The 16,774-nt window shown below is 68.5% G+C and carries 18 protein-coding genes and 1 tRNA gene; 7 read left to right on the top strand and 12 right to left on the bottom strand.

What is annotated here, in order from left to right; genetic code table 11:
- The first annotated feature begins 77 nt into the window (after positions 1–77).
- A complete protein-coding gene (locus tag C1746_RS08720; protein ID WP_116714231.1) occupies positions 78–920 on the top strand; it encodes an HAD family hydrolase in 843 nt (280 codons plus the stop codon).
- Between the two features lie 154 nt (positions 921–1,074).
- On the opposite strand, the gene C1746_RS08715 is transcribed toward C1746_RS08720, so the two are convergent.
- From C1746_RS08715 to C1746_RS08705, 3 genes are all read right to left on the bottom strand, one after another.
- Entirely contained in the window at positions 1,075–1,710 is a 636-nt protein-coding gene (locus C1746_RS08715; protein ID WP_162867553.1) for a LytR C-terminal domain-containing protein, read from the bottom strand.
- A 13-nt stretch (positions 1,711–1,723) separates the two neighbouring features.
- Complete coding sequence (locus C1746_RS08710) at positions 1,724–2,002, bottom strand: DUF3263 domain-containing protein (RefSeq protein WP_205711776.1); 279 nt, start codon at positions 2,000–2,002, stop codon at positions 1,724–1,726.
- Between the two features lie 117 nt (positions 2,003–2,119).
- Entirely contained in the window at positions 2,120–2,797 is a 678-nt protein-coding gene (locus C1746_RS08705; RefSeq protein ID WP_116714228.1) for an ArsR/SmtB family transcription factor, read from the bottom strand.
- A gap of 133 nt (positions 2,798–2,930) precedes the next feature.
- Between C1746_RS08705 and C1746_RS08700 the strand changes: the two genes are divergently transcribed.
- A complete protein-coding gene (locus tag C1746_RS08700) occupies positions 2,931–3,329 on the top strand; it encodes an amino acid-binding ACT domain-containing protein (protein WP_116714227.1) in 399 nt (132 codons plus the stop codon).
- A 49-nt stretch (positions 3,330–3,378) separates the two neighbouring features.
- Here C1746_RS08700 and C1746_RS08695 read toward each other — a convergent pair whose 3' ends face one another.
- Positions 3,379–4,005, bottom strand: coding sequence for a TetR/AcrR family transcriptional regulator (locus C1746_RS08695; RefSeq protein ID WP_116714226.1), 627 nt, complete (start codon positions 4,003–4,005; stop codon positions 3,379–3,381).
- A 66-nt stretch (positions 4,006–4,071) separates the two neighbouring features.
- On the opposite strand from C1746_RS08695, the gene C1746_RS08690 reads away from it, so the two are divergent.
- The 3 genes from C1746_RS08690 (at position 4,072) to C1746_RS08680 (ending at position 5,405) form a co-directional block, all read left to right on the top strand.
- A complete protein-coding gene (locus C1746_RS08690; protein ID WP_116714225.1) occupies positions 4,072–4,548 on the top strand; it encodes a hypothetical protein in 477 nt (158 codons plus the stop codon).
- 33 nt (positions 4,549–4,581) lie between these two features.
- Positions 4,582–5,274: a deiodinase-like protein gene (locus C1746_RS08685; protein WP_116714224.1), complete on the top strand. Its 693-nt coding sequence runs from the start codon at positions 4,582–4,584 to the stop codon at positions 5,272–5,274.
- A gap of 58 nt (positions 5,275–5,332) precedes the next feature.
- A tRNA-Thr gene (locus C1746_RS08680) sits at positions 5,333–5,405 on the top strand.
- A 1-nt stretch (position 5,406) separates the two neighbouring features.
- On the opposite strand, the gene C1746_RS08675 is transcribed toward C1746_RS08680, so the two are convergent.
- The 4 genes from C1746_RS08675 to C1746_RS08660 all read right to left on the bottom strand — a co-directional run bounded on the left by C1746_RS08675 (position 5,407) and on the right by C1746_RS08660 (position 10,122).
- On the bottom strand, positions 5,407–6,612 hold the full coding sequence (locus tag C1746_RS08675; protein ID WP_162867552.1) for an META domain-containing protein: 1,206 nt from the start codon (positions 6,610–6,612) through the stop codon (positions 5,407–5,409).
- A gap of 39 nt (positions 6,613–6,651) precedes the next feature.
- Positions 6,652–8,655: a hypothetical protein gene (locus C1746_RS08670; RefSeq protein ID WP_116714222.1), complete on the bottom strand. Its 2,004-nt coding sequence runs from the start codon at positions 8,653–8,655 to the stop codon at positions 6,652–6,654.
- Complete coding sequence (locus C1746_RS08665) at positions 8,648–9,175, bottom strand: sigma-70 family RNA polymerase sigma factor (protein ID WP_240598955.1); 528 nt, start codon at positions 9,173–9,175, stop codon at positions 8,648–8,650. Before C1746_RS08665 ends, C1746_RS08670 begins: the two co-directional genes overlap by 8 nt.
- 77 nt (positions 9,176–9,252) lie before the next feature.
- The gene (locus C1746_RS08660; RefSeq protein WP_116714220.1) at positions 9,253–10,122 is read right to left on the bottom strand and encodes an alpha/beta fold hydrolase; all 870 of its coding nucleotides are present in this window, start codon (positions 10,120–10,122) and stop codon (positions 9,253–9,255) included.
- Positions 10,123–10,145: 23 nt separating this feature from the next.
- Here C1746_RS08660 and C1746_RS08655 point away from each other — a divergent pair, with 23 nt between their 5' ends.
- Positions 10,146–10,901: an SURF1 family protein gene (locus tag C1746_RS08655; protein ID WP_116714219.1), complete on the top strand. Its 756-nt coding sequence runs from the start codon at positions 10,146–10,148 to the stop codon at positions 10,899–10,901.
- A gap of 22 nt (positions 10,902–10,923) precedes the next feature.
- Positions 10,924–11,487, top strand: a complete 564-nt coding sequence (locus tag C1746_RS08650) for a LytR C-terminal domain-containing protein (RefSeq protein ID WP_116714218.1) — start codon at positions 10,924–10,926, stop codon at positions 11,485–11,487.
- Positions 11,488–11,517: 30 nt separating this feature from the next.
- On the opposite strand, the gene pepN is transcribed toward C1746_RS08650, so the two are convergent.
- Genes pepN through cysS form a run of 4 tightly spaced genes read right to left on the bottom strand, consistent with a single transcriptional unit; the run spans position 11,518 to position 16,771 of the window.
- Positions 11,518–14,034, bottom strand: a complete 2,517-nt coding sequence (gene pepN / locus C1746_RS08645) for an aminopeptidase N (RefSeq protein WP_116715633.1) — start codon at positions 14,032–14,034, stop codon at positions 11,518–11,520.
- Positions 14,035–14,056: 22 nt separating this feature from the next.
- The gene (locus C1746_RS08640; RefSeq protein ID WP_116714217.1) at positions 14,057–14,635 is read right to left on the bottom strand and encodes a hypothetical protein; all 579 of its coding nucleotides are present in this window, start codon (positions 14,633–14,635) and stop codon (positions 14,057–14,059) included.
- A gap of 7 nt (positions 14,636–14,642) precedes the next feature.
- Positions 14,643–15,380: a 23S rRNA (guanosine(2251)-2'-O)-methyltransferase RlmB gene (gene rlmB, locus C1746_RS08635; RefSeq protein ID WP_162867551.1), complete on the bottom strand. Its 738-nt coding sequence runs from the start codon at positions 15,378–15,380 to the stop codon at positions 14,643–14,645.
- Positions 15,377–16,771, bottom strand: a complete 1,395-nt coding sequence (gene cysS / locus C1746_RS08630; protein ID WP_116714215.1) for a cysteine--tRNA ligase — start codon at positions 16,769–16,771, stop codon at positions 15,377–15,379. The genes rlmB and cysS overlap by 4 nt, the downstream gene beginning before the upstream one ends.
- Between the last annotated feature and the right edge of the window lie 3 nt (positions 16,772–16,774).

Below are 16,774 nucleotides of genomic sequence, written 5' to 3'. Positions count from 1 at the left end.
GCACCATGCCGGCTTGGAACGGGCTGTCGCACGGCCGGCCCTGTCGCCGGCGGCTGCGCATGTGAGGCTGTGGCCCGATGAGCACCACGTCGTCCGTCGAAGGTCACGATCTGTTCGACCACCTGCACGATCTGCCGCCCGTCGAGATCGTGTACACGGATCTGGACGGCACGCTGCTGGGCCGCAACGGGTCGGTGCTGCACGACGCGGATGGCGCACCGGATGATCGCGCTGTCCGAGCGCTCGTCGCGGCTGCGCAGTCGGGCGTCGCCGTCGTGGGCGTGAGTGGCCGGGCCGCGCGCATGCTCGAGCAGAACGCGCGGCTGCTGGGTCTGGACGGCGCGATCGCTGAGGTCGGGGCCGTGATCATCCGCGGTCGCGAGCACCACTTCGAGTGGGGCGAGGCGCCTCGTGGCATCGCGGACGACCCGCGCCAGACGCTGGACGCCGTCGGGGCCGCTGATGTGCTCTTCGAGCTCTACCCGGACGACCTCCGCTACTACGAGCCGTGGGATCAGGGTCGGGAAGGCGACTGCCTGTTGGTCGGGCTGGTCGACACCGGGCGCTGTGATCAGGCCTTGGCGGAGGCCGGCATCGGCTGGGCCAAGATCGTCGACAACGGGCTCACCAGGGGCTGGCGGGGGCGTGACGACGTCCGGGCCTACCACCTGGTCGCCCGTGGAGTGGGGAAGGCACGAGCGGTGGCTGACGATCTGATCGCCCGTGGCATCCCCGCCGACCGGGCCATGGCCGTGGGCGACTCGCTGGAGGACCAGACCATGGCGGAGGTGGTCGGCACCTACGTCATCGTCGGCAACGGGCACGGGGAGCCCGGCGGCAACCGGTTCACCGTGACCGGGCGAAACGGGGCCGGCGTGGCGCAGGCGGTCACGGCTGCGCTCCGACGAAGCGGACGCTGACCCTCACAGAAACCCCTCACAGCGACCGCTCAAACAGACCTTCACACAGAACCCTCACACAGTCCGATCGGGTCGGGTGCCCACCTCGTGGTGGGTGGACTTCCCCGCCGAGGAGGTTGGAACGCCACCCGCCCAACACGCGGATGCCGCTGGATCACGCCTCGGGAATTGGGAAGTCCTCGCCGACCAGCACATGGATCTGGATGTCCTCACGCAGATTGCCGGGGTTCTCACCGACGACGATGAACCGCGGGTCACCGTCGACGAGGGCCTGGGCCTGGGCCTCCTGCCCGGGGCTCGGGAAGACCGTGGTCTGCGCGTAGGCGTTGGGGGAGGTTCCGGACTCCGTGACGCTGTAGCCGAGCTCGTTGAGCGCGGTGACTGCGGCGTCGAACCGCTCGGCCCCGGTGTTGGCGCCGTTGACGACCTGGACGGACACCCCTGCGCCGATCTGGCCACCGGGCGCCGGCGCTGCTTCGGTCGCTTCTTGTCCTGGTGGGGTGGGGGCTGGCGAGATGGGCGTCGGAGCGACCTCCGCGCCGAGCTCCTCCTCCGGGGCCAGCGTGGCAACCTCACCGGGGGTGGGCGTCTCGATCGCCGGGGCGTCGGCGGGTGTCGTCGCCTCGTCCTCGGCCAACAACCCGTCGTCACCGCCGCCGAGTCCGCCGAAGACCAGTCCGTACAGCAGGAAGGTGATCAGGCCGACCAGCACCGTGGTCAGGATCGGACCAAGGATCCCAGGGCCTGTTCGCTCCTCGGCGTAGCCGTCTACCTGTTCGAAGTCATCCATACTGCTCGAAACCCTACTTGGTCTGGTCTCGCCGCCTGTGGACCATCGGACCGTGGTCTGCCGCCCCGGCGTCGCGCTCCCTCCGGCGGCGGCGCAGGCGACGGATGAGCAGCGGATCATGATCCATCGCCGCATCGCTATCGGTCAACTCGCGGAGCAGTTGGTAGTACCGCGAGTCCGATAGCTCGAAGCGCGCGCGCATGGCGGCGAGCTTCCCGCCCTCGTGCGCAGGCCAGTCACGCTCGAAGTCGAGCAGCGCAATCTCTCGCTTGCTCAGTTTCCGCGCAGGCACAAACCTCACTCCTTGAGTCGCTCGGGGCCGATCCTACGCACGAGCGTCCTCGGATCCGACGAACCTCCACGGTCCTCAGCCGCAGCCGGCAAGCTCACCGTTGGTGTTGTCGGTCCATCACCAGCCGATTCCCAGCCGAGTGGTGAGCTCGGCACGCCCCGTCCGGGTGAAGCGGATCTGACGCGGCCGGGGGCCGCGTCGTGCCCAGCCACGATCGAGCAGGGTGTCGAGCAGTGCTGCCCCTACGGCACCGGCCAGATGATGACGACGCCCGGTCCAATCCAGACAGGCTCGTACGGGCGGTCTGGTCGTCGCCTCGAACGCCGCCTGCGGAAGGCCCAGATCGCCCAGAAACACCCGGCCGGAATCGGTCACCTCCACTGCCCCCGGTCTGGCGAGCAGATGGCCCCGCTCGACCAGGGCGCCGTACACATCCACCGCGACACGGCCCGCGAGATGGTCGTAGCAGCTCCGGCCGAGTGCCAGGTCCGACGGCCGAGGGAGGGACGGGCCATCCACGCGGTCGGGGGCATGGGCGACCAGCGACTCGATCAGCTCCGCGACGTCGGGGGAGGCCAGTCGCCAGTAGCGATGCCGGCCCTGGCTCTCGACCGCCACCAGCCCGCCATCGAGAAGACGACCGAGATGCTCGCTGGCGGTCGACGGTGCGATGCCGACGTGTCGCGCCAGCTCGTTCCCGGTGTGCGCCGTCCCGCCGAGCAGGGCGGTGAGGATCGCTGCACGCGACTGGTCGGCAAGCAGGCTCGCGACGGCCGCGAGTCGGTCGGCTGACATCCCCCGAGTGTGCCGCAGAACGATTCGGCCCCTGCCGAAGCGTGCCGTTCGTACCGTCCTGCTCGAGCCTGCCAGAGCGAGGACGACCCCCGCTCACGACCGACGGACGGTCAGGCCAGGCGTGGAGGCGAGCATGGACGACATCGAAATCCGACTGGTCGACGAACCGGGGGCACTGGCGGCCATGGGCGAGGCGCTCGGCGCCGCCGGCATCAGCGTCGAGGGCGGCGGCGCGTGGGCGGTGGCCGGTGTCGGCGTGGCCCACTTCCTCGTCGCCGACGGGATGGCCGCCGCAGCTGCCCTCCGGGCCGCGGGGATCGAGGTGGTCCGCGTCAGAGCCGTCGTGGTCCAACGACTGGTCCAGGACGCGCCGGGCCAGCTTGGTGCGTTCACCGCGATGCTGCGGGACGAGGGGGTCAACATCGAGGTGCTGTACAGCGATCACAACAACCAGCTCGTGGTCGTGGCCGACGACCACGACCGTGCCCTGGCTGTTAGTCGCGCCTGGACCGACCGGCGACGACAGGACTGATCAGCGACGACAGGACTGATCGGTGCGCCCCAGTTGGTGTCGGCGACGATCACGAGGAACTGCGGTCGCTGAGGAACAGGTCCAACGAGGCCGTCAGCGCCTCGCGTGACGTGGCGGCGCCCATGGGCGCCTGGTACATCGCATCGGTGGCGACGATGGCCGTGCCGGCCGTCAAGGACACCAGGTGCACGAAGAGCACGTCGGCGTCGGCGTCTGCTCGCCAGCCCTGACCCTGGGCCGCACTGATCTCACGCCGCTGCAGGGACGCGAACTCCGCGAGCATCTCGTGGAGCGGTGCGGTGGCATGGCGCATCACCTCAGGGTTCCGGATCACGCGGTGGAACGCGGCGTGCTCCCGCGCCCAGTCGACGTATGCCAACGCCATGTGCCGCAGACGACGAACGCCGGATGGCTGATCGGCCGCAGCCGCGGAGGTGGCGGCCAGCAGGCTCTTGACCCCCTCGACAGCGATGGCGTTCAGGAGGTCGGCCTTGGTCTTGAAGTGCCGCAGCGGCGCGGCATGACTGACGTCGAGCTCGCGGGCCATCGCTCGCAGGCTGAGCTGCTCGACCCCGCTGTCGCTGAGCGTCTCGACCGCCAACCCGAGCAGCGCCTCCCGCAGGTTCCCATGGTGATACGCCCCATCGGCTGAGCCCTGATCAGTAGATGTTGACATTGCCTACATTAACCTGTATGTTGTCATTGACTACATCTTACATGACCAGGAAGGGCCACGATCACCATGGACCGTCTCCTCCCACTGCTCTCAGCACTGCTGGGTCTCGGGACCGGCATCTTCGTCGTGCTGTCCCTGATCGAGAAGCCGGTCTGGCGCCTGATGTGGCAGCCGCGGTCAGGCCGCGTCAGCGACGACGAGGCACGAACGGTCCACGCGATCCTCAAGCGGGTCATCCACCTGCTGCCACCCACCATGATGACGACCATGGGGGCGGCCTCGCTGCTGATGATCCTGCTGCTGGTGCAGACCGGCGTCACCCTCGCCAGCGTGAGCCTCGCGGCGCTCTTCTTCATCCAGCTGGCACTCATCGTCGCTCGGCTGTTCCGCGACATCCGAGGCGTTGACGAGGTGCCCTCCGACGGCGAGGCATCCGAGGTTCGCAGCGGACTGGGCCGCCTGGCGCTGCTGCACCACCGCGGTCTCCTCATGACCAGCACCACCCTCCTCGCAGTCATCGCACTCCAGACCTCGCTGACCTGAACGGCAGCACCCCACAAGAGAAGGAGAGACACGATGAACACGACCACCGCGATCAACGAGTACGGGTACCGCCGCTTCACCCCTGAGGAGTACGACTTCACCGTCGATCAGGGACTACAGGCAGGCGAGACCTTCGAGGACGTGACACTGCACACCCTGACGGGGCAGCAGGTCAGCCTCTCGGACTACCTGCAGGACAAGCCACTGGTCCTCGAGACCGGCAGCATGACCTGCCCGATGTACGCGCAGAGCGTGCCGCCCATGATGTCGCTGATGGAGAAGTATCCGCAGCTGGATCACCTCCTCATGTACGTCCGGGAGGCCCACCCCGGTGAGCGCCAGCCGCAGCACCAGACCCGAGAGGAGAAGGTCGAGGCCGCCAAGCGCACACAGAGCCGCTACGACGACCGCCGCCCCATCGTGGTCGACGACGTGGACGGTGCGGCACATCGGCACTACGGCACGATGCCGAACTCGATCTTCGTCATCGACCCCGATGGCACGATCCTGTTCCGGAGCATCTGGAACAACGCCGAGGAGATGGACGACATCCTGGGCGCCGTGGCTGACGGACAGCCGGTCCAATCCCGCGAGCTCAAGGCCGTGCCGCCCTTCTCACTTGGCGCCGTCCGCACGCTGCTGATGGGCGGCATCGTCGCCGTCTGGGACTTCGTCAGGGGCCTGCCGAGGCTGGTCGGAAACCACAAGCGAGTCGGGAACATGTGACGTGATGCCCGAGTGGGCGCCATCCACTGGCGTCCACTACCCTGAACCACATCTCATCGCCGGGATAGCTCAGTTGGCAGAGCATCGCTCTTGTAAAGCGAATGTCGCGAGTTCGATTCTCGCTCCCGGCTCTCAGCGCTGCTGGTCGAGGTAGACGACCGTGTCGCGGCCATCGAACAGGATCAGCCCGCCGTCCTCCAGCGTGATTCGCGGACTGGAGGCGAGGAAGTCGATCAGCCACCGCTCTTCTGCGACCACCTCATCAGGGCATCCACGCTCAGTGCTGCTGGCGTCGTCGACCATGAGGTGGCTCCGCTCGCTCACCGTGTAGGAGCCGCTGATCTGGTTGCAGGCCGGCTGCACTTCGGCGTTCACCCGCCCCTCCTCGAACGACAGCACGACGATGACGTCGTCCTCCCCCGTGTCGGTCAGGCGTGCGGTGGTGACGTAGGTCCGATCGTTGAGGAAGTCCGTTCCTGGTGGGACCGGGGCTTGTGACGGCCGTGGGACCGCCGTCGAGGCCCCCGACGCCGCCAGCGAGGCCAGGTTCCCCGCCACCTCCCAGCGAATCCGCTCCGGTCCCGTCAGGTCGTAGGCCTGCCCAACAGCCGTGATGGCCTCAGCAATGACGTTCCGCTCCAGCTGGTCGGTGCAGCCTGATTCTTCGATGGCTTCCAACTGGTCGCCGAACTCCACGCCGCTGGCGTCCGGTAGGACCGGTTGCCCCGCCAGGTACGCCTCGACGTCGAAGGTCGCGACCGCCACGTCGACCTGCGCGGCGATCTGCTCGGCCACCGGCCGGCAGTCCTCCAGACCGAGGTCGTAGAGCACAACGTCCCCGCCCACGTGCCGCAGGACCATCAACTGGTCGTCGATCTGTATCTCAGGTGCTGCGCTGATCAGCGAGAAGACGTACTCGTCCATGGCCTCGAGCGCCGGGTCACACCCCATTGCGGTCCGGGTCAGGTCCGACACCAGCAACCGACCATCGTCGATCGCGTAGAGCCCCCCACCGCCGTTGCAGCCAGGGTCGATGCCCACGCCAAGTCGACCCTCCCGGAACGACAGCGTGATCTGTCCCCTCTCCGGCGCTCCAGGCAGTGGGCCTTCCGAGACGAATGCACGGCCGTCCAGCGATTGGTCCCCCGGCGGGACCGGCTCGAGTGGTGGGAGCGTCGTGTCCTGCGAGGGAACCGGTGCGGTGGCGGCTGGTTGAGGCTGACCGGCGCTTCGATCGCCGATGACGAAGGGCACCAGACCAAAGGCTGCGCCAAGGAGCATGGCGGCCGTAATGGCCGTGAAGACCCGTTGCCGGCCAGTGTCATCACGAGGATCCATCACCACCTGTGACGCCACGGCATCGCGGTTGGTTCCGCATCACTGCCCAGCTGGCGCGATCATCGCAACGTCCCGAACACCGGTGAGGATCTCGACCGTCCGTGCGCCGTCGACGTACCAAGCCCTCTCGCCGTCGCCGACAACCCAGCCGATGCGGTTGCCCTGCACCCAGGTGCTGTCGGCGTCGGGCGCCAGTAGTCCCACTGGTTCGATGAAGGCCGTCCCGTCGGTCGGGAACGTCCCTGACGGCAAGTCCACGGCGGCTACGGCGTCGATCCGGCCGTTCGGATCCGTCAGGTGGAAGCCGGCGATCACCGGACCGGTGCCGTCGTCGATCAGCAGGGCGGCGACATCCGGCGTGTCGACCTCGCCGGACATCGCAACCAGGCCGTCGGGATAGTCGCCCACACCGCTGCCGCCACCGAAGCCGTCCGGCCGAAGGGCGTCGACCTGGAGGGAGCCATCTTCTCGGTCGCGGAGGGTCAACAGCCATCGTGCGTTGCGGGTCCACGACACGTCGTAGATGCGCGCGCCGGTCTCGTACGGCGTGGGCTCGCCCTCGATGGCCACCTGGGTCTCGGTCACCCTGGTCGCCAGCCGGCCGTCCGAGGCCAATGCCGGGACGTCCCCTCTCGCTGCAGCGGGACCAGTCGGTTCCGCTAGATCGAAGATCTCCATCGTGCTGTTCGGTGCCGAGAAGTCGGCGGCCAGGCGCTCTGCGTCGATGTCGACGCGACTGCGGTCGGTGTACTCATCCACCGGGATCTGACCTCCGTCCGCACAGATGACGTGAAGGCTGCCAGAGGTGCTGACGGCAGCCCCGATCATCCCCACGTCGCCGCACCAGCGGCCGACCACCGGCGGTCCACCTCCCGCTAGCGGTTCCGAGTGTCCTTGCGGTTGTGCCGTGATGGTGGCCTCCGGTATCGGTTCGCCATCAGGTGGCGGGAGGGTGGCAGCCGGTGCCGGGTCGACCAACTCGCTGAGGAGCACGTCTCGTCCATCATCGAGCGAGACGTGGATGCCGACAGGACTGATGGTGATCTCCTGCATCGACGTCAGGAACTCGATGGCCCAGCGAACCAGGTCGTCATCACCCTCGGTGCAGGTGCTCGGCGTGGTGGGAAGACCATCGACGAAGGTCACGCGCCCCGCGTCGATCCGCACCGTCCCGGACGCGAGCTCACAGTCGGGGGCCCGCCGTGCCGTGACCTGGAGCCCCGACGCTCCGACAGGCGTGGGAGTGGGGTCCACCGGCAGGCGGAACACGAGCTGAAGCGAAGACGCGCGAGGAACGTCGAGCGAGGCCGGATCGGCCCTGTACGTCCGCCCGGCGAGTTGATCGGCCGTCGCCAGGACCGGCGCGGGAGTCGGCAACTCCGGCGCACCAGCGGGGTCCTCATCGAGAACGACGCGGCTGCCATCGGACCGTCTGATGATCAGTTGCTCCTGCCCCAAGTCCATGCCCACGACGGTCACCCAGAACTCCCGCGACCACTGAGGCCCCTCGAGCTCTGGACACTCAGCATCGATCGTCAAGCCAACGGGCCCGGTCAGGACGACTCCGTCATCCAGCAGGAGCTCTGCAATGGACTGCTCGCAGCTCTGGGCCCCGGTCATCGAGGCAGTGATCAGGCCTCGCTCGTTGCCATCTGGATTCACGCTGAACTCCACGCGGATCATCCGTGGGTCATCCGGCGCCTCCACGACGTCCCACGCTCCCTCGAATGCCCGCCCGTCGAGGAGGGTCGGGGTAGCCGGGACCAGGTCGCCCGCGCTCCGCGAGGGCACGGATCCGACGACCACGGCATCTGGAGACTGCCACGGACCGGCAACCACCACGACGACGAGGAGCGCCACCAGACATGCGGCGACCCCCCAGAAGACCTGCCCCTCGCGGCTGCCAGCACCCCCGTGACGGACCGCGGCCAGGTCTGGCGCTGAGACCTCAAGATCTGCGGCGGACGCAGCCAACTCGCGTTGAACCCGCACGGCCATGTCGCTCACCGGGTCATCGGGGTCGATTGATTCGCGTTCAGCCATCGGCGTCCTCCTCGTCCAGCAGCGTGCGAAGCCGCGCCAACCCGTCATGCACCGTGGACTTCACGGTCCCCTCGGTCACACCCATCAACCGGGCCGTCTCGGCCACGGAGAGATCCAGCCAGTGGCGGAGCACCACTGCCGTCCGCATGCGCTGGGAGAGTTGGTTGAGGACCACCAGGATGCGGTCACGCTCGAGCACGCTCTCGTCGGCTGCGACGGAGTGATCTCGGGACCGGACCAGCTTCACGTACGCCCGCTCCAGCGCGGAGCGCCGGCCGCGCGACCGGGTGGCGTTCACCACGGCTCGACGGACGTAGGGAATCAGGTCATCGATCGGCTGACGGCGATGCCGCCGATACGCGTTCACCCAGGCGTCGTGTGCCAGCTCCTCCGCCCGTGAGGCGTCCCCCGTCAACAGGTAGGCCAGCCGCACCGTCTGGGCGTGCGACGCGAGATAGGCCCGCGCGAAGGCCGTTTCGGGCTCGAGACGTTCGCCCGGGACCTCCCCCGCCGCTGTCATGGTCTGCACACTCCTCACACGTCTGACCGCCCCATCAGGTTGGGTCGACCTCAAGAATCCTTTGAGCAGACCCCGGCCTACAGCAACGTCAACAGCGCCTCCGCCACCTCCGCCGGCTTCTGCAGGTGGACGTCGTGGGCGCCGTCGAACCACTGGACCCGGCCATCCGGGAGCAACTCGATGGCCTCCTCCACCGCTGCTGCCTTGCGCTCCGCCCACTCCCCCGTCCCACCACGGACTGGCATGAGCAGCACGGGCAGGTCCACCTGGTCGTAGACGTCCCGCGGGTCCGACGTGAGCATCGCCTCCACGATCTGCCGATGGTCCCCCAGCGCCAGGTGCGGCGCCAGCGTCCCGTCCTCGAAGATCTCGAAGTTGCCCATCTGCGCCTCGAGCGCTCCCGCAGGCCAGCCCTGGACCGATCCGGCGATCATGTCCCGGACCTCCGATGCCGGCCGCCCGGCCAGCGGCGGCGGGCGCAAGGCCTCCCACGCCGCCTGCGCGTCGTCGAACGTGTCACCCAGGTTGATCGTCCCACCGTCGACGGCCCCGATGGCATGCCAGCGCGACCCGGCCTGAGCCCCGGCGTGGATCACCACATTCCCACCCCACGACTGTCCCACGAGCACCGGGCGATGCAGCCCCAGCACCTCCGCCAGGGCCACGAGATCCCCCACCACCTCGGGGTAGCGGTACCCAGTCCGGGCACGGTCGCTCAGCCCATGGCCCCGCTGATCGACGGCCACCACGCGATGCCCGCGGCCGGCCAGTTCCGCCGACACCCCATCCCACAGCCTGGCGTTCGACGCCAAGCCGTGCACCAGCAGGAAGGCGCGGTCATCGCCGGACCGCTCCCGCACGTTGAGCGCCCGACCACCATCGATGGCCACTCGATGACGACGAATCTCGGGCGGCGGGGAGGACAGCGCAGACGACGGGACGGTCACGGACCGAAACCTACAGTGGGGCCATGCGCAGCATGCTGCTGAAGCCCGGCTGGATCGCCACCCACATCGCGGTGATCGCGATCGCCATCGGCTTGATCAACCTGGGCCTGTGGCAACTCGACCGCCAGGGTGAGGTCGATGAGATCAACGCCCAGATCGAGGCCGTCATCGACAGCCCTCCCGTCCCGCTGAGCGCCGAACTGCTGAGGACGCCGATCGAGTATCAACCCGTCACGGTCGAGGGAGCGTTCGCCCAGGACGCGGATGTCAGCCTGAGCCCGCGCTCTCGCAACGGCAGGCCCGGCTATGAGGTCCTGACCCCGTTCACGACGACCGACCGACAGACCGTGCTCGTCAACCGCGGCTGGGTGCCGCTGGACGACCAGGCCCCCAGGCCGCCCGCGGGCGATGTGACGATCCAGGCACGCCTACGGCAGCCGACACCGGCGCGACAGGTGATCAGCGACGACGATGGCACGGTCGAGGTCCTCGGCGCAGTGGACCTCGACGAGCTCCGCCCCCAGGTGCCGGACCTGACCACGGGTGCATACGTCGAGGTGATCGACGAGGAAGCCCGACTGGCTGGGGCCATCCCTCGACCGGCCGATCCTCCGGCGCTCGACTCGGGCAACCACGTCTCGTACGCCATGCAGTGGTTCGCCTTCACGCTCATCGGCCTGATCGGCTACCCCCTGCTGCTGCGCCGACGGATGGCCGAGTCCAAGGCGACCGCGGATGACCAGCACTCCCGTCCGGCTGAACCGGCGTCAGTCTCCTGAGGGAGTACCCTCGCTCACTGCAGTGTCGACGATTCTCCGCCTGATCTCACTCAACGCCGCCCGGGTTCTCTTCGTGGGCAGCCTGCTCTTGGCGTTGTACGTGGGGTTGACGTGGGCGCTCGCCATCGAGGACCGTCCCGATGCCGCCTCGATCGCACGAGCCGAGGCGGCCGCCAACGCCAGTGAGAGCGAGCGGACCCAGTCCGAGGTCGCCGCCGCACCAACTCCGGAAGCCGTTGACCCAAGTGCCACGGCTGAGCCGACCGAAGCGCCGCCGACGGTCGACCCACAGGAGCTCATCGCAGCCGCCCTTCCGCCTGGCGACACCACCGTCCAGATCCTCGATGCCGGTGGTGGCAGCGCCGCGGTCGACGCTGCCGCCTCGGTCCTCGAGCAGTTGGGCTACAACATCGTGGCCCGCGCGTCCTCAGGTCGCGACGTCTCGACCACCACCGTGTACTTCACGGCGGACAACGAGGCTGAGGCCGAGGCGCTCCGTGCCCGAGACCCCCGCTTCCAGGTGGTGGAACCCAACCGTGGCCTGAACGAGAGCGTCAACATCCACGTGCTGGTCGGCAGCTTCTAGAACCTCTGCTGAACACGCTCAGCGGCGACCCTACGTCGCTGAGGCGTCGGTCTGTTGCGCCCGGAGCGCCCGGCGGGTCGAGTCCTGGCTCTCCGCCACCCGACGCTTGGCGACCGGTGGCAAGTCGAGGGCCATCGCCCGGTCGGCAGCCTCGACCACGATCTCGTCGATGAAGCTGTGCGGGTACAGCTGCTCGGTCATCGACAGCGCTTCCTCACCACTTCGATCGGCCCAGAGCGACGGCAACGCCTCGAGCCAGCGCGTCGTCGCGTACCCACGCAGCACCTCGGCCTGCTCCACCTGCCAGAAGCCGCGGAGGATCGCGCGCCGCGAGTGAAGGGCCAGGGAGGTGTCGAGGGCGCGCTCCCACGCCTCGGCCTTGGCCTCCCCGAGCGGACGTGCCGCCCGAGAGGCCTCCGCCCCGCGACGGCCGACATCCGTTGGATCCCGCTCCAGCTCCTGCTGGATCCGCTCCGCGTCCGCGTGACCCATGGCCGACAGGTGTCCCAGCGCAAACCAGCGCAGGTCCGGGTCGACGGCCAGCCCCTCCACGACCAGGCCGCCGTCCAGCAGGCCCCGGATGAACGGGTAGTCCATCCGCGAGGAGCAGATGGCCCGAACCCAGACCAGCTGCTCATCGCTGCCCGGCTCAGCCGACTCGAGCTGCTCGTGCGCCAGGTTGGTGAGGCGGCCACGCAGCGTCTCGCGGTTGATCGGCGCGCCGTACCGGTCTGCGCAGGCCGTCATCTGGCGGACGAGGGTCTGGAGGACCCCGATGTCGCTCTCGGCGACGCTGTGTCGTGCGATCAGCTCCGCGAACCGCCGGGCAGCCAGCTCTCCGTCCCGGGTCATGTCCCACAGGGAGCCCCAGCAGACCGCCCGTGCCACGCCACCCGCCAGCGTGCCGAGCGACTCCTCCAGCGTGCTGATGGACCGCTCGTCCAGCCGGACCTTCGCATAGGCCAGGTCGTCGTCGTTGACCAGCAGCAGGTCGGGGCGGGGCTTGCCGACCAGACCGGGGAAGGACGTGGTCGCACCGTCGATGTCTCCCTCGATCAGCTGGGTGCGGGTCAGCCCGTCGGGACCGTTGTTGTAGAGGCCGACGCGAAGCCGGTGGGGACGCAAGGTGGGATGCTTCACGGGCGCCTGTTGGATGATCGACGCCGCCGTGATCACATCACTGTCGTCGGTCTCGACCTCGGCGGAGAGGGTCGCGACGCCGGCGGTCTGCAGCCACTGCTTGGCCCAGGGCAGCAGGTCGCGGCCCGAGGGTCCCTCGAGCGCGCTGAGGAAGTCGCGCAGGGTGGCATTGCCCCAGGCGTGGGCGTCGAAGTAGTCGCGCAGACCGCTGATGAAGGCGTCCTCGCCGACCCAGGCGTGCAGCTGCTTCAGGACGCTGGCGCCCTTGGCGTAGGTGATGCCGTCGAAGTTGGCCATGACCGACTCCGTGTCCACCATGTCCGCGACGATCGGGTGCGTCGACGGCAGTTGGTCCTGCTGGTAGGCCCACGCCTTCATCGAGTGGGCGAAGTCCGACCACGAGTCGTCTCCGAACCGGGTCGCCTCACCGACCGCCGTGTGTGCGATGAACGTCGCGAAGGACTCGTTCAGCCACAGATCGTCCCACCAGCGCATGGTGACGAGGTCCCCGAACCACATGTGGGCCATCTCGTGCAGGATCGTGTTCGCCCGCTGCAGCCGCGTGGCGTCGGTGACACGCGAGCGGAAGAGGTAGGACTCGGTGAAGGTGACACACCCCGGGTTCTCCATGGCGCCGAAGTTGAACTCGGGGACGAAGAGCTGGTCGTACTTGCCGAACGGATAGGGGACGTCGAAGGCCTCTGCGAACCAGTCCAGACCCTGGGTCGTGATCTCGAAGATCTCGTCGGGGTCGAGGAACTCGGCCAAGGACGTACGGCAGTAGATGCCCATCGCCACGTCCCCGTGGGTGGCCTCGACCTTGTGGTAGGGCCCGGCGACCATCGCGGTGATGTAGGTGGAGATCGGCGGGGTCGGTTCGAAGGCCCACACACCGGTGTCGGGGCTCCCGCTGGCAACCGCGGCATTGGAGACGACCTGCCAGCCCGTGGGCGCCGTCACCGCCAGCCGGAAGGGGGCCTTGAGATCCGGCTGGTCGAAGCAGGCGAAGACACGATGCGCCTCGAACGGCTCGAACTGGGTGTAGAGGAAGACCTGGTCGTCGACCGGGTCGGTGAAGCGGTGCAGTCCGACGCCGGAGCGGGAGTACTCACACCGCGCCTCGACCACCAGCTCGTTGCGCTCGGTCAGGTCGTCCAGGTGGATCCGCCCGTCCCGGTACACGTCCCTCAACTCGCGGCCGTTGAGCACCACCCGATCCACGGTGTGGGCTGCCAGGTCGACGAAGACACCTTCGCCCGGGTCGGGTGTGGTCCAGGTGATCCGGGTGGTCGACCCGAAGGTCTCGTCGTCGGGTCCGGCGACATCGAGGTCGACGTCATAGGACACCTGCCCGACGAGTGATGCACGTCGGACGGCAGCCTCGCGTGTCAGGTTGCTGGTGGTCACGATCGGTCCCCGCTGCTGGTCGTCACTGGTGGGCGTTGACCGACGCCCGCTCGCGTGCTGCCCGTGCCGCTGTCGCGGTGAGGATCGCATAGGCCGCGTCAAGCCGTGAGACCCCACGGGCCTCCGGACCCGCCATGGCCGTCACCGCGGTCATGAACACGTGGTCGGCCGCAGCAGCAAGGTCCGTGATGGCCTGGGAGGCGGCTCGGAGCGCCGTGGCGTCCCGCGGCGTCGTGGCAACTTGCAGCCCGGCCGTCTCGAGCGCCGCCGTGGCGATGCACAACGTCGCCAACCCATCCCGCGTGGCGTCGGAGACCAGCATCGTGTCCATCGTGTCGACCCCGTGACCGGCGACGCGGCGGATCATGGTGTGGACGAACACCCAGATCTGGTGGAGGGTGTCCAGGCGGCTCCACGGCTCGTCGTAGAAGACGCGCATGGTGAGCTCGTGCCCGAGGCTGACGGCTTCGGTACAGGTGTCGGTCAGCGCGTCGGCGATCTGCGGCGAGTAGTGCCTTTCGAGGCTGACACAGGCAAGGTCCACCGCACGGTCGATCCGCTCAAGGCGATCGATCAGCGTCCGGAGGTCCTCGGTCAGCACGGGGCGATCATACTTCCGTCTGCACTCGACGCCGGCACCACTCGAACGTGGCGACGGCTGCCGCGGTGGAGGCGTTCAGGGAATCCAGGTGTCCCGCCATCGGGATGGTCACGCGGGCGTCGACCCGTTCAGCGACCAGGCGTGACAACCCCTGACCCTCTTCCCCGATGACCAGTGCGATGCGTTCGTCCAGCAGTGGTTGGTCCCAGATGGACGTCGTCGCTCCACCCTCGAGGCCCACGGTCCACAGCCCCGCATCGGACAACGATTCGAGGGCCCGGGTGATGTTGGTCACCTTGATGATCGGCAACCACGACAGGGCCCCGGCGGACGCCTTCTCGGCGGCCGGGGAGGGTGCGGCGGCGCGACGGTCTCGGATCACCAAGGCAGCAGCGCCGGCGAGCTCCGCCACACGCGCGATGGCCCCGAGGTTGCGCGGATCGGTGACGCCGTCCAGGACGATCACCAGGTCGCCGTCGGTGGCCTGGTCGAGCGGGGCGTAGGCAAAGGGTGCCGCCAGGGCGAGCACGCCCTGGTGCCGGACCTCGCCGGTCAGGGTGTCCATCTCGTGTCGGGTGGCCTGGCGGACGGGGATGTCGGCTGCACGTGCCTGCTCGGCGATGTCGCTGGTGGCGTCGGCCACCTTGCGGTCGACCACGATCTCCCGCAGCTCACGTCCGGCTGCCAGCGCCTCACGCACCGGCCCCCGACCGGGGATGACGTCGCTGCGGCCTCCGCGACTCACGAGCGACGCCAGCGGGCGCCGTCGCGGGAGTCCTCGACGACGATGCCGGCCGCGCTGAGCGCGTCACGGATGGTGTCGGAGGTGGCGTAGTCCTTGGCCTCGCGCGCTGCATCGCGCAGCTCGAGCAGGGTCTCGACCAGTGGCGCGACGTCGGTGTCGTCGTGGGTGCCGGTCGCAAGGTCCAGGCCGAGTAACCCTGCCAGCTCCATCACGGTGGCCCGGGCCGCGCCTGCGTCCGCGGATCGGCCATCCGCCAACGCGGCGTGCCCCTCCTTGACCTGGGTGAACATGGCCGAGACCACCTCGGGGGTGTTCAGGTCGTCGCCGAGCGCGGCCACCGCAGCGGTCATGACCTCCTGACGTGCCTGCCCACCCTCCGGAGCCGTGGAGACGAATCCGGTCAGCCGGTTCCACGCGGACTCGACCTCGCGCAGGCGCTCACCGCTGAACTGCGCGATGGACCGGTAGTGGATCTGGAGGAAGTACAACCGGACGACGGGGCCGCCGTAGCGCGAGATGGCGTCATCCAACGTGATGAAGTTGCCCAGCGACTTCGACATCTTCTCGCCGTCGATGTTCAGCATCCCGTTGTGCAGCCAGAGGCGGGCGAACCGCTCACCGTAGGCCGCCTCAGCCTGCGCGATCTCGTTCTCGTGATGGGGGAAGATCAGGTCGGTGCCGCCGGTGTGGAGGTCGAAGTCGCTGCCGAGGTACTTGCGGGCCATCGCCGAGCACTCGATGTGCCAGCCCGGCCGCCCGGGCCCCCAGGGCGACCGCCAACTGGGCTCACCTGGCTTGGCGGCCTTCCACAGCACGAAGTCGGCGGCGTCCTCCTTGCGCGCGTCGGCGTCAACGCGGGCGCCGGCCAGGGATTGGTCGACGTCCCGGTTGGACAGCTTGCCGTACCCCTCGAACGAGCGGACCCGGAACATGACGTCATCGCTGCCCGGGATGGCGTCAGCGCCGCCCTCGACCACGTAGGCGTGGCCGCTGTCGAGCAGCAACTCAATCAGCTCGATCATCTCGATGATGTGACCGGTGGCACGCGGGACGATGTGGGGTTCGAGGATGCCGAGCCGCTTCATCTGCGCCTCGTAGACCCGCGAGTACTGCTCGCTCACGGCGGCGGGGTCGCGATCCTCCTCCTCGGCACGGGTGATGATCTTGTCCTCGACGTCGGTGATGTTGCGGACGTGGAGGACCTCGATGCCCTGGTGCTCCAGAGCGCGCCTGAACACGTCGGGGATCAGCGCGGCACGGGCATGGCCGAAGTGCGGGACGTCCTGCACCGTGGGCCCGCACACGTACATCGAAAACGGCGTCTCACCCGAGCGGTGGGCGTCGGTGAGAACCTGGTCGAGGTCCCGGGTCAACGTGTTGTACAGACGCATCGT

The sequence above is a fragment of the Euzebya tangerina genome, assembly GCF_003074135.1.
GTDB lineage: Bacteria > Actinomycetota > Nitriliruptoria > Euzebyales > Euzebyaceae > Euzebya > Euzebya tangerina.
The sequence above is the reverse complement of the archived record's forward strand: the minus strand, read 5'-3'. Positions and strand labels throughout refer to the sequence as shown.

Coding starts and splice junctions, on each gene's coding strand:
- C1746_RS08690 (WP_116714225.1), top strand. CDS start 4,072: ATGGACCGTCTCCTCCCACTGCTCTCAGCACTGCTGGGTCTCGGGACC.
- cysS (WP_116714215.1), bottom strand. CDS start 16,771: ATGCGTCTGTACAACACGTTGACCCGGGACCTCGACCAGGTTCTCACC.
- C1746_RS08675 (WP_162867552.1), bottom strand. CDS start 6,612: ATGGATCCTCGTGATGACACTGGCCGGCAACGGGTCTTCACGGCCATT.
- C1746_RS08720 (WP_116714231.1), top strand. CDS start 78: ATGAGCACCACGTCGTCCGTCGAAGGTCACGATCTGTTCGACCACCTG.
- C1746_RS08715 (WP_162867553.1), bottom strand. CDS start 1,710: ATGGATGACTTCGAACAGGTAGACGGCTACGCCGAGGAGCGAACAGGC.
- C1746_RS08670 (WP_116714222.1), bottom strand. CDS start 8,655: ATGGCTGAACGCGAATCAATCGACCCCGATGACCCGGTGAGCGACATG.
- C1746_RS08700 (WP_116714227.1), top strand. CDS start 2,931: ATGGACGACATCGAAATCCGACTGGTCGACGAACCGGGGGCACTGGCG.
- C1746_RS08655 (WP_116714219.1), top strand. CDS start 10,146: ATGCGCAGCATGCTGCTGAAGCCCGGCTGGATCGCCACCCACATCGCG.
- C1746_RS08665 (WP_240598955.1), bottom strand. CDS start 9,175: ATGACAGCGGCGGGGGAGGTCCCGGGCGAACGTCTCGAGCCCGAAACG.
- C1746_RS08685 (WP_116714224.1), top strand. CDS start 4,582: ATGAACACGACCACCGCGATCAACGAGTACGGGTACCGCCGCTTCACC.
- C1746_RS08695 (WP_116714226.1), bottom strand. CDS start 4,005: ATGTCAACATCTACTGATCAGGGCTCAGCCGATGGGGCGTATCACCAT.
- C1746_RS08705 (WP_116714228.1), bottom strand. CDS start 2,797: ATGTCAGCCGACCGACTCGCGGCCGTCGCGAGCCTGCTTGCCGACCAG.